Genomic DNA, 16,267 nt, shown 5'->3' with positions numbered 1-16,267 from the left:
TAAAAAACCGAGCCAGTGTGCTCGGTTTTTTATTGGTTCCGAATTACTAAGCGATCTGCTTTTCCGCCAGCGTCAACTCCATGGTCGCTTTGAGCAGGCGATAGAGGTTGATAGACGCATCGATCTCTTCTTTGCGGTTAGTCAGGCTTTCTATATTCAGTCCCAGCGGAACATCCAGATGAGCACAACTACGCAGAATTGAATCCAAATTCTCACGACAAATGCGGATCGATTCACTCAGGGTGTTGTCTGCATCCAGCATGCGCCATTTGGTTGCTTCAGGCACAGAAATGCCCAGCCATTCCATAAATTGCAAGGTTTTCTCACCGCCGCACGGGGTGAAAGTCAGGATCAGCCGCTTAGGTGCAATGCCTTGTTGTTTGCAGGTGCGCGCATAGCTGGTGATCAAGTCTATGGTGGCTTGTGCATCATAGACGGCCTGAGAAATAAAGAACTCGCAGCCCTGGGTGGTTTTTTCAATCAGTCGCTCGTGTTCATTACGTTTGGATGCATGACGTTCAGCAATAGTTACGCCACCGAGGAAAAAGTTTTCTTCGTGCTGGGCCAGCGCCTGATACGCCTCTGGCAGTGGTAAATTGATTTTACCTTGCGAAGACGGCGAGCCAACCAGCACTAAATTATTCAGACCAAACTCTTGTTTGGTGGTGCTGAGCCACTGCTTAAATTCAGCGCTGTTGCGTTGAGCTACACTTTTATAGGTGATCACGTCCAGCTTAGACAAAGACTTGACCAGGCGGCTGTACTCACAGGGATCAACCGTTTCTTTAAACGGAAAAGGGCGGGGCACATTGGTGCGACTACTTTCGTCCTGAATGTCGTAAACGATAACGCCGTCGTATTCAATTTCGTGCAGACGGTCGAGCAGCTTAGTGGCAATACGCTCAACTTTGTCTCGCTCCGTACCGGATTTGGGCGGAGTCGTACCAATCAAATATACCCCTTGGTTCGGGTCTAAGATTTTCTCTTGTAGTGATAACGCCATGATCTTGGCTCCGGCAAAAATTCAGTTTCTGGGATCTAATATAGCAGCCATTTAGACGTCTAGATAGATTTTTTTCTTGAAACAAATTCAATACCCATGAAATTCTTTCATATGATTTTGCGGCTTTGGAGCAAGCCGTTGTTTTGCCGGTAGCTTTGTTCGGGCCAATGCAGTTCATATTTTTTTACATAAAATGAGCGCGTAAAGATGAATTCAAACGGGATTGCGGCATAATTGGGAACGATGTGCCTCACTTGCGCGAGGCCAAAAATAATAATCACTACAGATTTAAGGGAAGCATATGAAATTTAAACTACTGGCGACCAGCCTGGCGGTGTCACTGGCACTGACTGGGTGCGTAACCTCTCAGCAATCGACTGAGCAGACGCCAGGCCAAGTTCAGGCCCAGGCAAGTAAAAAGGTGTTTGCGCAGGACTATGTCCTGGAAGAGTTAGATAATGGCCTGCGCGTCATGGTGGTGAAAACCGATTATCCCGATGTTGTCTCGTTACAGATCCCCGTGTCTGTTGGTTCGCGTAATGAAGTTGAACCGGGTCGCACCGGATTTGCGCACTTTTTTGAGCACATGATGTTTAAGGGCTCAGAGAGATTCCCCCAAGATGTGTATGCCGATATCCTGAAAAACTCAGGAGTTGATAACCGCGCTTATACCACCAATGATTATACTAACTACCATCTGAACTTCTCTAAAGAGCACCTGGATAAGGTCTTAGAGATCAAAGCGGATATCTTTCAGAACCTGAGCTACAGCGAGTCTCAGTTCCGCACAGAAGCCTTAACGGTAAAGGGTGAATACCTGAAGAACAACGCCAGTCCTATTCGTAAGCTGTTAAGTGCTGTGCGTAAAGAAGCCTTTGATAAACATACCTATAAGCACACCACGATGGGCTTCTTCGAAGATATCGAAGCCATGCCAGATCAGATGGCGTATGGCCAGGTTTTCTTTGAGCGCTTTTATAAGCCGGAATATGTCTCGATTGTGATTGTCGGCGACGTGGATCCGCAGGAAACTATGAAGATGGTTAAAAAACACTGGGGTGGCTGGCAGCGCGGTAATTACATTGCTGAGATTCCGGTTGAGCCAAAGCAGCAGCAAGCCAGATACGTGCATGAGCATTATGACGGCCTGCCTGGTCATTGGCTATTGGTTTCTTATAAAGGCACAGCGTGGGAGCCACAGAAAAAAGATCGTGCGGCACTGGATCTGATCTCACAACTGTATTTCTCTGAAAACTCAGAGCTGTATCAAGAGCTGGTAGTCGATAAGCAAATTGCCAGTCAGATGTTTACCTACAATGCTGAGACCAAAGATCCGGGCCTGCTGCATGTTTTTGTGAAGGTAAATGAAGAAAGTGACCTGGCCGTAGTGCGTGATGCCATCAACCGCACTTATGCGACTGCGCGCACTGAGCTGGTCGACAGCGACAAACTGGCAGCACTTAAATCTAACCTTAAATACAACTTTGCGAACGGGCTGGACTCATCGCAGGCGATTGCCAGCATGCTGGCGGAGTACATGCATTTTGAGCGCGATCCGGAAGTGATCAACACGTTGTATGCGACCAGTGATTCAGTGAGCGCCGAAGATATTCGCGATGTAGCCAACCGCTATTTTGTTGACAGCGGTCGTACCATAGTGACTATGTCTGATCTGACGGAAGTGGCGGGGTTTGATAAAGAAGTTGAACTGGATAACTTGGTTGCACAACTTAGCCAGCCAAAACAGCAGTATTTCTCTGTACTGGATAACACCAATGCTTCACCTCTGGTGGATGTAAACTTGTTGTTCTATACCGGTGCGGCGGCCGATCCGAAAGGGAAAAAAGGTGTCGCAGCATTGACCGCAGCCATGATTGCTAATGGCGGCTCACAGAGCAAGTCGTATAAAGAAATCCAAAAGGCACTTTATCCGATTGCGGGAAGCTTCGATTACCAGATCGATAAAGAAATGCTGTCGTTACGTGGTCGGGTGCACAAAGACAATGCGTCACAGTGGTATGCGTTAGTCAGTGAGCAGTTACTCAACCCGGGTTTCCGTGAAGATGATTTTAAACGTCTGAAAAAAGAGATGATTGACAATATCAAGGCGGGCCTTAAGGCATCTAACGATGAAGAACTGGGTAAAGAAGTGCTTTACCACAAGCTATATCAGGGTCACCCCTATGAGAGCTACAATCTGGGCGATTTATCGGATCTGGAAGCACTGACACTGGATGATGTAAAAGCTTTCTATCGCAGTGAGTTTACACAGGCCAAACTGAATGTCGGCATCACAGGTGCACTCGATGGCAAGCTTAAAGCGCGTATGCTGAGTGACCTGGCGCAACTGCCTAAAGGTGAGGCATCTCGTCTGACTATCCCGGATGCACCGGCACTGACAGGCCGTTATGCGACCATCATAGAAAAGAGTGCTAAATCAACAGCGGTCTCCTTTGGCTTCCCCATTGATACCATCCGCAGCAGCAAAGACTGGACTGCACTGTGGTTAGTACGCTCTTACTTTGGTGAGCACCGTAACTCGAATGCCTATCTGTTCCAGCGTATTCGTCAGGTACGCGGCATGAACTATGGCGATTATGCTTACATTGAGTATTTCCCGCGTGGCATGTTCCAGACTAAGCCGGATGCAAACCTGGGTCGCTCTGAGCAGATTTTCCAGGTGTGGCTGCGTCCGTTGCGTTCGAATAACGATGCACACTTCGCCACGCGCGTTGCGCAATATGAGCTGGATAAACTGATTAATGACGGTATGACTGAGGGTGACTTCCAGGCAACGCGTAACTTCCTGAGCAACTTTGTGCCTCAGATGGTTGCCAGCCAGGACCGTCAGCTGGGTTATGCACTGGATAGCCAGTTCTATAATACCGATGAGTTTGTTAGTTATGTTCGCGACCAGCTGGCATCTTTGACAGTCGAAGATGTGAATCGGGTGATCCGTGAAAACCTGCAAAGTGACAATATTCACTACGTGTTTGTTACGGGCGATGCGGCTGATATGAAAGCGCGTTTGGCTAATCAGACAGAATCGCCAATGCACTATAATGCTGAGAAACCACAAGCACTTATCGATGAAGATAAGCACATCGCCAATTACAAGCTCGCTATCCCAGCTGCGAACATCGACGTGATGAACGCAGAAGCGGTATTTAAGTAACCTCAGGCAGGAGTCCCATCGCGGACTCCTTGCTTGTTCAGGCGGATCTGCAATCCGCCTGCTTTTCATCCATCCCCAATCCGTTGTTTCGGGTTATAATTAATAACAAATTGATGCAAGAAGCATTTGACTATCACTGCTAATTTACGCATTTGCAGGGTAAGATAGAACAAGGCCTTGGAATAATTGAAATAGTGCAGTTTATGAGACACGAGATCTGGCAAAAGCTTCGTCAGGAAGCTACCGAATTAGTAGACCGCGAGCCGCTGCTCGCCAGCCATGTTTACTCAAGTATTTTAAATCATGATTGTCTGGGCGCAGCATTGAGCTTTATTGTTGCCAACAAGCTGGCAGACGCCGTGGTATCGGCATTTACTATTCGTGAATTGTTTGATCAGGCCTTTGTGGATTGTGACCGTATGCTGACTCATGTAGCGCATGACATAAAAGCAGTTAAAGATCGTGACCCGGCGGCCGATAGTTATCTTAACGTTATTTCAAACCTTAAGGGCTTCCATGCAATACAAGCACACCGACTCGCACATTGCCTATGGCGACAAGACAGAAAAGAGCTTGCTCGTTTTGTCCAAAGTCGCTCATCCGAAGTATTTGGTGTTGATATCCATCCTGCTTGTAAAGTCGGCCATGGCATTATGTTTGACCATGCGACTGGTATAGTCATTGGTGAAACAGCCGTAATAGAAAACAATGTCTCAATCTTGCAGTCGGTAACCTTAGGGGGAACCGGTAATGAGCAAGGCGACCGTCATCCCAAAATACGCGCAGGTGTATTGATTGGCGCAGGGGCAAAAGTATTGGGTAACATTGAAGTGGGCGAAGGTGCACGCATAGGTGCAGGCTCAGTGGTCCTTAAAGCAGTCGCTCCACATACAACTGTGGTGGGGGTGCCTGCGAAAGTTGTTGGTAATCCTCCTTGTGCGTGTCCGGCCGAATCTATGGATCAGAACTTTCTTGAGGAAGATTTGATTGCCCGTAACGAATCTCACACCAGCGCGATGCTCTAGCATTTAATTGACCTCAAGGCGGGCTGATGGATAACCTGGGCCAAAAAATATGCTGGATGCTACTGGGAGCGGCGATTTCAGCACCATTGACCTGGTGGGCTGTAACCCCTACATCTACTCCACTGTTAGAATACGCGGAGCTCGTTTCACCTCGGGCTCAACAGCCAACTGTCTCATTGTCAAATACGCTCTCTGATGGAGAAATCTCCGACAATTCACAAGACAGGTCAGAACTCACCGCATTGCAGCAACAGGTTCAACAGTTACAGGGGGAACTAGCTCAGCTGGAGGCACAGGCCGACTCGGCGTCTGAGTCATCGGCACAGCATCAGCAAGTGACTTCATCTGGCAACATTCATCGTCAGCTGGCAGATATTTTTCGTACGGAAGAGCGTGACCCGGTGTGGGCCGATGAACTCGAGTTACAGCTCGGTGATTTTCTTTATACCAGTGACTTAAGCACTTACTTTGCATACGCCAGCTATGGCTGTAAACGCCATGTGTGTCAGTTAAGTTTTGTACCACGCAGCCAGGGCGTAGATGCCATGCAATGGCAGCGCCTCAATGATAGCCTCTTTAACAGCCCCTGGATAACACACTTTAAGGTCAGTTCGGCTCAGCAAACGGCGCAAGGGATGCAAGTGCACCTGAGCACCAAAAGCATCCGTCAATTGAGCACAGAATATTAACCATTTTCTTTGTTGTCAGTGTGGGGGTGCAGTTCCAGCACTTGTGTCTGCACGCGACCATCATGCAATTCTGTCATCAGTAAGTCACCAACAGCCACATCCTGGATTGACTTGACAACTTGCTCACCTGACTTGGTAATGCTGTAGCCACGTGACAATACCGCCAATGGGCTAACGCTATCTAGCCTGGCTGCCAGCAAAGCAAGTTGCTGCTGGTGTTGCTGTTGCGATGTTTGCATCGCACGCGTGAGCTTGTCTTTCAGTCCATCAAGGTGTTGGCTGGCATAACGTAGCTTCTGCTGAGGGTGAAATTGTTGTAAGCGGTGTTGTGCCAGTGAAACCCGGCTTTGTGCCCGGTGTTGCTGGTGGCTGATCGCCCGGTGCAGCCGGCCACTCAATTCATCTACTTTTTGTGCCTGTTGCATCAGCTGAGTTTGCGGGTGTTGTAGCAGCAGGCGTTGATGGGTATTGTGTAACTGCTGCGCTTGCTGAGCCAGATAACGCTGCATGGCACCTTCTAGTCGCTGTTTTTGTTGACGGACTTGAGCCAGAATTTCTGCCCCATCAGGGCTGACGAGTTCTGCGGCAGCGGAAGGGGTGGGGGCACGCAGATCGGCCACATAATCACTGATGGTGGTGTCGATTTCATGACCGACGGCACTGATCACAGGCAGCTCGCTTATAAACACTGCTCTGGCCACCGTTTCTTCATTAAAGCACCAGAGATCTTCGAGCGATCCACCACCACGGCCGACGATCAACACATCCACTTCATTACGGCGATTGGCGAGGGCGATTTGCGCGGCAATTTGCAGGTGGGCTTCCTGACCTTGCACTTGAGTCGGATAGATCACCACTTCCAGCTGAGGTGCACGACGTTTCAGAACCGACAAAATGTCTCTGACTGCGGCCCCGGTCGGAGAGGTCACGACACCCACCCGGTTTATGCGTGCAGGCAATGGTTGCTTATGCTGGCTGCTGAATAAGCCTTCACCCGCCAGGCGTAGTTTGAGGGCATCGAACTGTTGCTTTAATAAGCCTTCGCCTGCCGGTGCCATGTGTTCAACGATGATCTGGTAGTCACCGCGGGGTTCATACACGGATACGCGAGCTTGGACTAATACCTGCTCACCGTTTTGTGGTCGGTAGCGGCAATAGCGATTATTACCGCGCCACATGGCGGCTTTTACTTGTGCTTTGTCATCTTTGAGAGAGAAATACCAGTGCCCGGATGCCGGAGCAACAAAGTTAGAGATCTCGCCGGTCAGCTGTAAAGAAGCGAACCCCTGTTCCAGCAAACTGCGGATCTCACGATTCAGACGTGAGACCGAATAAACTTTTTCTTGTTGTGGCAACGACATACTCAGCTCCATAAAAAATTCACGAACACTCTAACATATTTTTGCTAAATTTTATTTACTCGCATAAGGAACGCTGATAAAATGCGCACGCAATTCCTTATACTCAGTTTCACTTGAGAGATGCCGCACACATGCTAAGAATTGCAAAAGAAGCCCTTACCTTTGACGACGTACTTTTAGTACCTGCTCATTCGACTGTTCTACCACACACTGCGAACTTAAAAACACGCCTGACTCGTGGTATTGAACTTAATTTGCCATTAGTTTCTGCCTCTATGGACACAGTAACTGAAGCACGCCTTGCAATTGCTCTTGCACAGGAAGGTGGCATCGGATTCATCCATAAGAACATGACCATTGAAGAACAAGCGCGCAATGTACGCAAAGTAAAAGCGTATGAAGCGGGGATTGTGTCTTTCCCTGTGACTGTGACCGCGGATAAAACCATTGCCGATACACTGGCACTGGCCGAAGAGAACGGTTTTTCAGGTTTCCCTGTTGTGGGTGAAAACAACCTGCTGGAAGGCATTATCACCAGCCGTGACATGCGTTTTGAGACCAAACTAGACCAGCCTGTTTCATCTGTGATGACGCAAAAAGCCGATCTGGTTACGGTAAAAGAAGGCGCCTCACGTGAGGAAATCCTGGGACTGATGCACGAGCACCGCATCGAAAAAATCTTAGTCGTTGATGATGCTTTTAAACTGAAAGGTATGATCACGGTTAAGGATTACCAAAAAGCGCAAGAAAAGCCAAATGCCTGTAAAGACGAGCAAGGTCGCCTTCGTGTTGGTGCTGCTGTGGGCGTAGGCGCAGGTACTGATGAGCGCATCGAAGCTTTGGTTGCTGCGGGTGTAGATGTACTGCTTATCGATACTTCACATGGCCATTCTCAGGGCGTTATCGATCGTGTTAAGGCAACCCGTGAAGCGTATCCGGATCTGCAAATCGTGGCGGGTAACGTGGCAACAGCAGACGGTGCAATTGCACTGGCTGACGCCGGTGTAGATGCAGTTAAAGTGGGCATTGGCCCAGGTTCAATCTGTACTACACGTATTGTAACTGGATGTGGTGTTCCTCAAATTACAGCAATTTCAGATGCCGTTGATGGTCTGAAAGGGCGTGACATTCCGGTTATCGCTGACGGTGGTATTCGCTTCTCAGGTGACATTGTTAAAGCTCTGGTTGCTGGCGCATCGTGTGTCATGGTGGGGTCAATGCTGGCCGGTACTGAAGAAGCACCGGGTGAAGTTGAACTGTATCAGGGCCGTTACTACAAGTCATACCGTGGTATGGGGTCATTGGGCGCGATGAACCAAAAAGAAGGTTCATCAGACCGTTACTTCCAGAAGAGCAACTCAGCTGAAAAACTGGTACCAGAGGGTATTGAAGGCCGTGTGGCTTATAAAGGCCCAATCGCCACCATTATTCATCAGCAAGTGGGCGGGATCCGCAGTGCCATGGGCCTGACTGGGTGTGCCACTATTTTGGAACTGAACACTAAGCCGCAGTTTGTCCGCGTGACTTCGGCGGGTATGGGTGAATCGCATGTCCACGACGTGCAGATCACCAAAGAGGCTCCAAACTACCGCATGGGCTAACCCCGGCGGATTAAAAGTGGGCTGGCGGTTGCCGGCCCTTCTTAATTTTAGTGTCTGCCTTTATCTGGCGGATACAAATAATCAAATACAATGCGTTGGGCAGGCAAACTTGCCCGGCCATTTAGGTAAAGTATTTTTCTTATGCTTTACTAGTTTTATCGCTTCCTAACAAACGAGATTATCAATGAGCAAAGACATCCATGATTCCCGTATTTTGATCTTAGATTTTGGTTCTCAATACACTCAATTGATCGCCCGCCGCATCCGTGAGATCGGCGTTTACTGTGAGCTATGGGCCTGGGATGTAACCGAGGAGCAGATCCGCGAATTTAATCCGCAGGGTATCATTCTGTCAGGTGGTCCTGAGTCAACGACTTTAGAAGGCAGCCCCCGCGCTCCAGAATATGTGTTCAACGCAGGTGTGCCTGTGCTTGGGATCTGTTACGGCATGCAAACCATGGCGTCACAGCTGGGTGGTAAGGTACACAGCTCAGATAAGAAAGAGTTTGGTTACGCGAAAGTTGAAAAAGTCGGTAACTGTGCCTTGTTCGAAGCGATTGAAGATCACATTGAAGACGGTATTGGCAAATTGGATGTATGGATGAGCCATGGTGACAAAGTCATCGAGATCCCTGAACAATTTATCACGTCTGCAAAAACAGACACCTGCCCGCATGCTGCTATGTCTTGGGAAGAAAAGCGTTTCTACGGTGTGCAGTTCCACCCGGAAGTGACACACACACAACAAGGCCTGCGCCTGCTTGAGCGTTTTGCGACAGATATCTGTGGCTGTGAAAAGCTTTGGACGCCGAGCCAGATTATTGAAGATGCGGTTGCCCGTATTAAAGAGCAAGTGGGTGACGATGAAGTGATCCTGGGTCTGTCAGGTGGTGTTGATTCATCTGTGGTGGCGATGCTGATCAACCGCGCGATTGGCGATAAGCTGACGTGTGTATTCGTTGACAATGGTCTGCTTCGTTTGAATGAAGGCCAGCAGGTAATGGACATGTTCGGTGATAAATTTGGCCTAAACATCGTTAAGGTGGATGCTGAAGATCGCTTCCTGAATGCACTGAAAGGCATTGATGACCCGGAAGACAAGCGTAAGGCGATTGGCCATACTTTCATTGAAGTATTCGACGAAGAAGCCGGCAAGCGTGTTAACGCAAAATGGCTGGCACAGGGCACCATCTACCCGGACGTGATCGAATCTGCGGCATCAGCCACGGGTAAAGCACATGTGATTAAGTCACACCACAATGTGGGTGGTCTTCCGGAAGACATGGAGCTGGGTCTGGTGGAGCCGCTGCGTGAGCTGTTCAAAGACGAAGTACGTAAGATTGGCCTGGAGCTGGGCTTGCCGTACGATATGCTATACCGCCACCCGTTCCCGGGTCCTGGTCTGGGCGTTCGTGTACTGGGCGAGATCAAGAAAGAATACTGCGATCTGCTACGTCGTGCCGATGCTATCTTCATCGAAGAGCTGCATAAAGCTGACCTGTATCACAAAGTGTCTCAGGCTTTCACTGTGTTCCTGCCGGTGCGTTCAGTGGGCGTTATGGGTGATGCGCGTAAGTACGACTGGGTTGTCTCACTGCGTTGTGTAGAAACCATCGACTTTATGACGGCGCGTTGGTCACACCTGCCATATGAGTTCCTGGGTCAGGTGTCAAACCGTATCATCAACGAAATCGACGGCATTTCTCGCGTAGTATATGACATCTCAGGTAAACCACCTGCGACGATTGAGTGGGAATAATTCCCGCCAGATCGGTAGACATATCATTTATGAATAAAAAGAACCCACTGTAAAAAGTGGGTTTTTTTACATCTAAAAACCTCCCTATAGCAATCAGCCAGGTCGATGAATGTGTTGTTACCCATCTAGATGACGTGAATGATTCACTAACCTGACAGGCTAACGTCGGAACAACGAAACTGGTAAGACGTTGTTGTGCTCTAATATGTGCAAAGATACAGAGTGAGCTGATTGTTCAATGTACTGGGAGGTCTATGAAATGCAGTATCTAAAAGTAGTAGCCGGACTATTAGGTGTCTGGTTGGTGATATCAATCGCTTTAACTCTCTACTATGGTGAACTGGTGCGCAGTATGCCAGGTGTGCTGGGTATAGATTCAGCTGCTATGAGTACGGTTGCTGTGTCAAAAGCGGAGTTGGATCAGGTGTTTGACCAGATCCGTGAGCATATGCTGCAAAGCAACGCCTGGGGGAATCGCTATAGTACAGCAGACAAATTGCTGGCCTGGGTTACTATCTTATGTTCGGCTATTATCGCTTTTCTGGCAGGTCTTTCGGGTCAGGCTCAGAGTTTATCGGACAATCAGAATCCCAATGCATCAGACAGTCAGGCGCTTAATGTGTCGGATGATCAAAGTCCTCATGTATCAGATGCTCCGTTGGGTGTAGGAACCGGTAACAGACCTCAACGGTACGTTAAACTGATAGGCTGGGTCGCGGCAATCAATGCGGTCTGTGTCGTACTTAATAGTCCTATACAGGAACAAAAAACCGCTTCATATCAAAAGGCGGACAGGCTTTTAACGCTCTTAATATCCACACGTAAAGCAATATTGGAATCGAATGATCCCATTGAGCAGAGTAACTTATTGGATAAACTTCGTCTTGAGGCGCAGCGGTGATGGGGAAAACGATTGTACTGTGTTTAGCTATGATGTTGGCGTTTGCTTGCTCTAAGCCGTTTGATCCTGTTGAGTATTATGGACTTGAGTTAACCCAGGAAGAAAGAAGCCTGATCGAGCTGTCTATTGATAAATTGAATCAGCTAATTCCCCCGGAAAAGCAGCTTAATTTGTATCTGTTTGACGCGCAGTTGCAAGCGGATGGTGTTGCGATACTCTGGGTTAATGATACTAACTTGGCTCATAGCCCTACTGATATGATGTTTGTTCTGAGTGGGTGTGCCTGTGTTGTAATCCAGCCACAGGTTTTTTTGCAATGGCTGAATACTCAGGCAGCTGGCACAGCACAAAGAAGAGGTAGCGAAATATTGAGCTATTTTATCCTGCATGAACTTGGCCATATTGACCGGGGGCATGCTGGTCGCGCAGCGTCTGTTGACACTGACTATTATAATTGTGACGAGAATGTGCAGAAACATCGAGAGCAAGATGCAGATAATTTTGCTTCAGAGTTACTCAAATTGCATTTGGGTGAAGCAAGCAGTTGGCAGCGCAGGCAGATCGCTATGGATATCCAGTTAGCATTGGGATTTCTCTCGTTTGATTTGCAGGGCAAACGGATCGTTGATAATTTTGCATGCAGTGCATTGAACGCCCCTTGTGCCTTTCATGACATGGGAGATACGCATCCGAATTTAGAGCTGAGACTTTTAAGAGCAAACTGCAACCTGGATGATACCTATTGCGATCTCTTGCGAGATTACGAGGAAAGACGACATTCAGATGGGGTTTTCTCTGATGCCATTCTCTATGATGGTCGCGGCATGTAAGCTGGGTGCCACACTAAGTGTGTCGTTTTTAAGCTAAAACTGGGTGAATAGGGTCACTACTCGCCATTTTTGCTGATAAAAGCAGCAAACAATCAGAAAGTTGCTTTTTTTTCTTTACCTTTTCAATTAGCTCATTATAATGCGTCGACATTGCAGGGGCGTAGTTCCAATTGGTAGAACAGCGGTCTCCAAAACCGATGGTTGCGGGTTCGAGTCCTGCCGCCCCTGCCACTTCCTTCTTTATCTCTTAGTAATTCCCTTATTTAACACAATTCAGATTGCAGTCGTTACACGCATATTCTAGAATCCTCAGCATTTAATTTTTCCGGTGTTTTTACATGCATGCAACTCAGGCTCAGTTACTTGGTGTAATGCCACTTAAACTCAAATCTGCTTTTGATCCCAACCCTCAGCCTAGTGCGCTTGTGTCTCAGCAAGTGGAGCAAGCTGATGTTGCCCTGACGCTAAGCGCGCGGCTACAACAGGATATCTGTACAGCAGCCAATACCAGCGAACTCACTGTCTTTGCAGGCGATACCATCAGCTGGACGTGTCACGCACAGCAGGCTCACTTGGTTATACCGGATACGCAGCTGAGTGCAGAGCAAAAGCGGGCATTGTGGCAGCAGATCTGGAGTGAGCAATCATGACCATTTCTATCAGGCCTGATCACCTTGCTGCCTTGCCATTGCAACAGGTCATGGATATTGAACAGGCCTGCCATACACACCCCTGGACCAGCAAGACCATGCAGTCGTGTCTGAGTGGCCGTTATTTCAATGCTGCTTTGTATTTGGATGAGCAACTGGTTGGCTTTTATGTAGGTGAGCGGGCTGGCCCGGACTTTACGCTGATGGACATCTGTATCACGCCTACTTGTCAGGGGCAGGGCCTGGCCAGTCAGTTGTTGGCGCACTTCGTGGCACGTTGTGAGCAAGACCGCGCCGAAAATATCTTTTTGGAAGTGCGAGTCGGTAATGAAGCAGCCATTGGTTTATATCACAAGGCTGGATTTACGGAGATGGGTGTGCGTAAAAACTACTATCCTAGCACGGATGGTAAAGAAGATGCGTTGCTGATGGGGAAAGTGCTGTTTAACCCTGAACTCATGGATCACTGAGCATATTAACTCTACCTATGCTTGCGAAACGGGCTCGTCAGAATTAGGCGTGTTCCTGCTCTAGCGTATATCTGATAGCCTGTGTGAGCGTCAGCATGGCATATTCCCACTTTGTTGGATTGTCTTCGCGCAAGCAGGTTTCCAAATCGCCGGCGGCACTGTGGATGTTGCTAAAGCCAAAGCACCCGGCGCTGCCTTTGAGACTGTGCGCCAACGCCCTGAGTGATTCCCATTCCTGATCCCCAAACAGCTGTTCCAGCTGAATGAGTTGATCGGGCAATTTTTCGACGTAGTTGCGACTGATTTGTAAGTACTTTTCGCTTTGTAAAAGTGAGTTCCACTGAGAGTTTTTGTCGTCTTCCAGTTGTAAGTAATTAAGCAGGACTGCGCCGAGCTTTTCACGGTCAATGGGTTTGGCGAGTGTAGCATCACACCCGGCTGCCAGGTAGGTATCAATGTCATGTTTCATAACATTGGCTGTCAGCGCAATGATAGGGCCATCATAAGCGGCATGACGCAGCATTTCAGTGGCTTCAAGGCCACCCATGACCGGCATTTGCATGTCCATTAGGATCAAATCGTAATCGTTGACCAGTGCCATCTCCACGGCTTGTGCGCCATTGCTGGCAATATCTGGTTTGAGTCCCCAAGCTCCGAGAAGTAAGGTCAGCAGCTCCTGGTTATCCGGGTTATCCTCGGCGAGCAGAATTTCTGCCTCCAGCTGGGTTTGCTCCAGTTGCTGGGCAGATATTACGTGATCGTGTGACAGCTGGCCTTCATCGTCAATCCAGGCAAAATCTTGCGTCGGATGATTGGCTGCAACGCTAATGATAAAGCAACTGCCGACCCCTTGAGCACTTTCTACGCTGACGTCTCCACCTAATAGCTGAGCCAGATTTTTCGAGATACATAGTCCCAGGCCAGTACCACCGAACCGTCTGGTGGTGGTGGAATCAGCCTGCTCAAAGGGCTTAAATACACGAGACATCTCGCCTTGCGACATACCAATGCCACTGTCTTTGATTTCAAATTCAAATCGGGCTGTGTCTGAGCGGTACCGGGCATTGATCTGAATACTGCCTGTCTCAGTAAACTTAACTGCATTCGTCGCGATGTTAAGCAGGATCTGTTTGAGGCGGGTTTCATCACTGAAGAGTTGCTGAGGCAACGGCAAGGCATAGTGTACGGTGAAATCCAGCTGCTTTTGCTCTGCCATGGGAGCAATAATTGACTCCACATCCTTCAGTAAATGAAGCAATTCTATGGGGTCTTGTTCAACAGCCAGTTTCTCGGCCTCAATCTTGGACAAGTCCAGAATGTTATTGATTAATTCCAGTAAGTGTCTGGAATTGCGCAAAATGGTATCCAGGTGCAGGGCTGAGTTAGTGGCATTAGGGTAATGAAGTATCTGCTCGGTAAAGCCCATAATGGCAGTCAGCGGTGTGCGGATCTCGTGGCTCATATTGGCCAGGAAACGGCTTTTCAGTTGGCTGGCTTGTTCGGCTTCGGCAATCGCCACCTCTAGCTGTCTATTCATTTCTTCCAGCGCCCGGGTACGGTTTTCGACTTTTTCTTCCAGATGCAGTTTGTAGTCTTCCAGCTCCCCCTGGAAATCCCGGATCTGTTTGATCATATGGTTAAAGTCATCAAACAAAATGCCAACTTCGTCATCGTCATGGGCGGGCAGTGCGACCGATAAGTCGCCATCCCCGACACGGTGGCTGGCTTCCCCGAGTAGTTCTATGGGAGTCAGCAGTAAGTTTCTCACCACAATGAAGATCAGAATGGGAAGTGTAATGACGGACAGGATAACAATCAGGGCGGTGGTCAGGCTGATCGCTTTACCTGACTGATATAAAATTGTTTTAGGTATGGTTGAGATATAATAATAACCGCCACTGAGCTGTGCGCTGTAGGTCATGCGCCGCAGGTTATCAATGGACGGTAACACCAGAGAGTCCAGTTTTCCTTTATCTGCCAGGCCATTGATCTGTGCCATTTCCTCAGCGCTCAAAAAGCTCTGATTAAAATGACTGTCGGAGCTGAATAAGACTTCGCCCGACGCTGATACCAGCAGGTTCAGCGTGTTGTCATAGGGGGCTTCCAGAATACTACTACTGATGATTGACGGGGCGACCTGAACAATAATGTAGCCCTCACGCTGAGGCCGGTTTAGGTTGAAATCCACCCCATAAATCTGCTGCACAAAATACAGCTGTGTGCCGCCATTATGCGACGCTTGCATAAACTGCTGCTGACGTAAGTTACTTTGTCGGACCTGGACAAAAAAGGGATAGGATTGAGGCGCCCGGTTAAGATTACTGGCATAAAAGGCATGACTCTGGCCATGTTCATTAACCAGGTTGATGCTAATGATATCCGGATAGGCCTCACTGTAACTGGCGAACACATCCATGAGCGCACCCAGACGTTGTGTTTTTTCCTGAACTTCGTTTTCTGGCAGGCTTAAAAAATCACTGAGTACCGGAGAGGTTGACAACAATTTGGTCGTGGATTGATAGATTTCCATATAGTTGAACATTTTTTGCTGCTGTTGTTCAACGAATCGACTGACAATGAGCTTTGCCTGCTTTTGGGTAGAGCTGGTGACATTGGTCAGCGTAAAGCCGCCGAGCAGTAACAGCGGCAATATCACCAAAGGGGTGATATACCATAATAGCCTGATACTCAGCTTACTTGTCTTCATCCGTGATTAATTCCATCTATCAACTTGGTGCTGAAGCACTTCAGTATGACCACAAACGTGTCCGATTAGTGTGTTATTGTGGGTTATGTTACCGAT

Annotated in this window: 12 protein-coding genes and 1 tRNA gene; 10 read left to right on the top strand and 3 right to left on the bottom strand. The window is 48.4% G+C overall.

Annotation, left to right across the window (positions count from 1 at the left end; genetic code table 11):
* Positions 1 to 46: 46 nt before the first annotated feature.
* Complete coding sequence (locus tag AT705_RS09285; RefSeq protein ID WP_058796382.1) at positions 47 to 1,003, bottom strand: methylenetetrahydrofolate reductase; 957 nt, start codon at positions 1,001 to 1,003, stop codon at positions 47 to 49.
* A gap of 301 nt (positions 1,004 to 1,304) precedes the next feature.
* Here AT705_RS09285 and AT705_RS09280 point away from each other — a divergent pair, with 301 nt between their 5' ends.
* The 3 genes from AT705_RS09280 (at position 1,305) to AT705_RS09270 (ending at position 5,892) form a co-directional block, all read left to right on the top strand.
* The gene (locus tag AT705_RS09280; RefSeq protein ID WP_058796381.1) at positions 1,305 to 4,178 is read left to right on the top strand and encodes a M16 family metallopeptidase; all 2,874 of its coding nucleotides are present in this window, start codon (positions 1,305 to 1,307) and stop codon (positions 4,176 to 4,178) included.
* 203 nt (positions 4,179 to 4,381) lie between these two features.
* Positions 4,382 to 5,203 (top strand): serine O-acetyltransferase, encoded by an 822-nt coding sequence (gene cysE, locus AT705_RS09275; RefSeq protein ID WP_058796380.1) that lies wholly within the window; start codon positions 4,382 to 4,384, stop codon positions 5,201 to 5,203.
* A 26-nt stretch (positions 5,204 to 5,229) separates the two neighbouring features.
* Positions 5,230 to 5,892 (top strand): hypothetical protein, encoded by a 663-nt coding sequence (locus AT705_RS09270; protein ID WP_058796379.1) that lies wholly within the window; start codon positions 5,230 to 5,232, stop codon positions 5,890 to 5,892.
* Here AT705_RS09270 and xseA read toward each other — a convergent pair.
* Positions 5,889 to 7,253 carry an exodeoxyribonuclease VII large subunit gene (gene xseA, locus AT705_RS09265; protein WP_058797956.1) on the bottom strand — a complete coding sequence of 455 codons (1,365 nt, stop codon included), beginning with the start codon at positions 7,251 to 7,253 and terminating at the stop codon, positions 5,889 to 5,891. The two genes, AT705_RS09270 and xseA, sit on opposite strands and share 4 nt — an antisense overlap.
* Before the next feature lie 131 nt (positions 7,254 to 7,384).
* Here xseA and guaB point away from each other — a divergent pair, with 131 nt between their 5' ends.
* The 7 genes from guaB to rimI all read left to right on the top strand — a co-directional run bounded on the left by guaB (position 7,385) and on the right by rimI (position 13,464).
* Positions 7,385 to 8,854 (top strand): IMP dehydrogenase, encoded by a 1,470-nt coding sequence (gene guaB / locus AT705_RS09260; protein ID WP_010383433.1) that lies wholly within the window; start codon positions 7,385 to 7,387, stop codon positions 8,852 to 8,854.
* Positions 8,855 to 9,038: 184 nt separating this feature from the next.
* On the top strand, positions 9,039 to 10,613 hold the full coding sequence (guaA, locus tag AT705_RS09255; protein WP_058796378.1) for a glutamine-hydrolyzing GMP synthase: 1,575 nt from the start codon (positions 9,039 to 9,041) through the stop codon (positions 10,611 to 10,613).
* 259 nt (positions 10,614 to 10,872) lie between these two features.
* Positions 10,873 to 11,514 carry a hypothetical protein gene (locus AT705_RS09250; protein ID WP_157576722.1) on the top strand — a complete coding sequence of 214 codons (642 nt, stop codon included), beginning with the start codon at positions 10,873 to 10,875 and terminating at the stop codon, positions 11,512 to 11,514.
* Positions 11,514 to 12,344, top strand: coding sequence for a hypothetical protein (locus AT705_RS09245; protein WP_058796376.1), 831 nt, complete (start codon positions 11,514 to 11,516; stop codon positions 12,342 to 12,344). The genes AT705_RS09250 and AT705_RS09245 overlap by 1 nt, the downstream gene beginning before the upstream one ends.
* A 154-nt stretch (positions 12,345 to 12,498) precedes the next feature.
* A tRNA-Trp gene (locus tag AT705_RS09240) sits at positions 12,499 to 12,575 on the top strand.
* 107 nt (positions 12,576 to 12,682) lie between these two features.
* Positions 12,683 to 12,994, top strand: a complete 312-nt coding sequence (locus tag AT705_RS09235; protein ID WP_058796375.1) for a hypothetical protein — start codon at positions 12,683 to 12,685, stop codon at positions 12,992 to 12,994.
* Positions 12,991 to 13,464 (top strand): ribosomal protein S18-alanine N-acetyltransferase, encoded by a 474-nt coding sequence (rimI, locus tag AT705_RS09230; RefSeq protein WP_208856767.1) that lies wholly within the window; start codon positions 12,991 to 12,993, stop codon positions 13,462 to 13,464. The genes AT705_RS09235 and rimI overlap by 4 nt, the downstream gene beginning before the upstream one ends.
* A 43-nt stretch (positions 13,465 to 13,507) precedes the next feature.
* Here the strand turns inward: rimI and AT705_RS09225 are convergent, their stop codons facing one another.
* Positions 13,508 to 16,171: an ATP-binding protein gene (locus tag AT705_RS09225; RefSeq protein ID WP_058796374.1), complete on the bottom strand. Its 2,664-nt coding sequence runs from the start codon at positions 16,169 to 16,171 to the stop codon at positions 13,508 to 13,510.
* Positions 16,172 to 16,267: the final 96 nt, after the last annotated feature.

Origin of the sequence: Pseudoalteromonas rubra, from assembly GCF_001482385.1 — a bacterium.
In the GTDB taxonomy this organism is placed as follows: Bacteria; Pseudomonadota; Gammaproteobacteria; order Enterobacterales; family Alteromonadaceae; genus Pseudoalteromonas; species Pseudoalteromonas ardens.
Note: the sequence above shows the minus strand (reverse complement) of the source record. Positions and strands in the feature narration are given on the sequence as shown.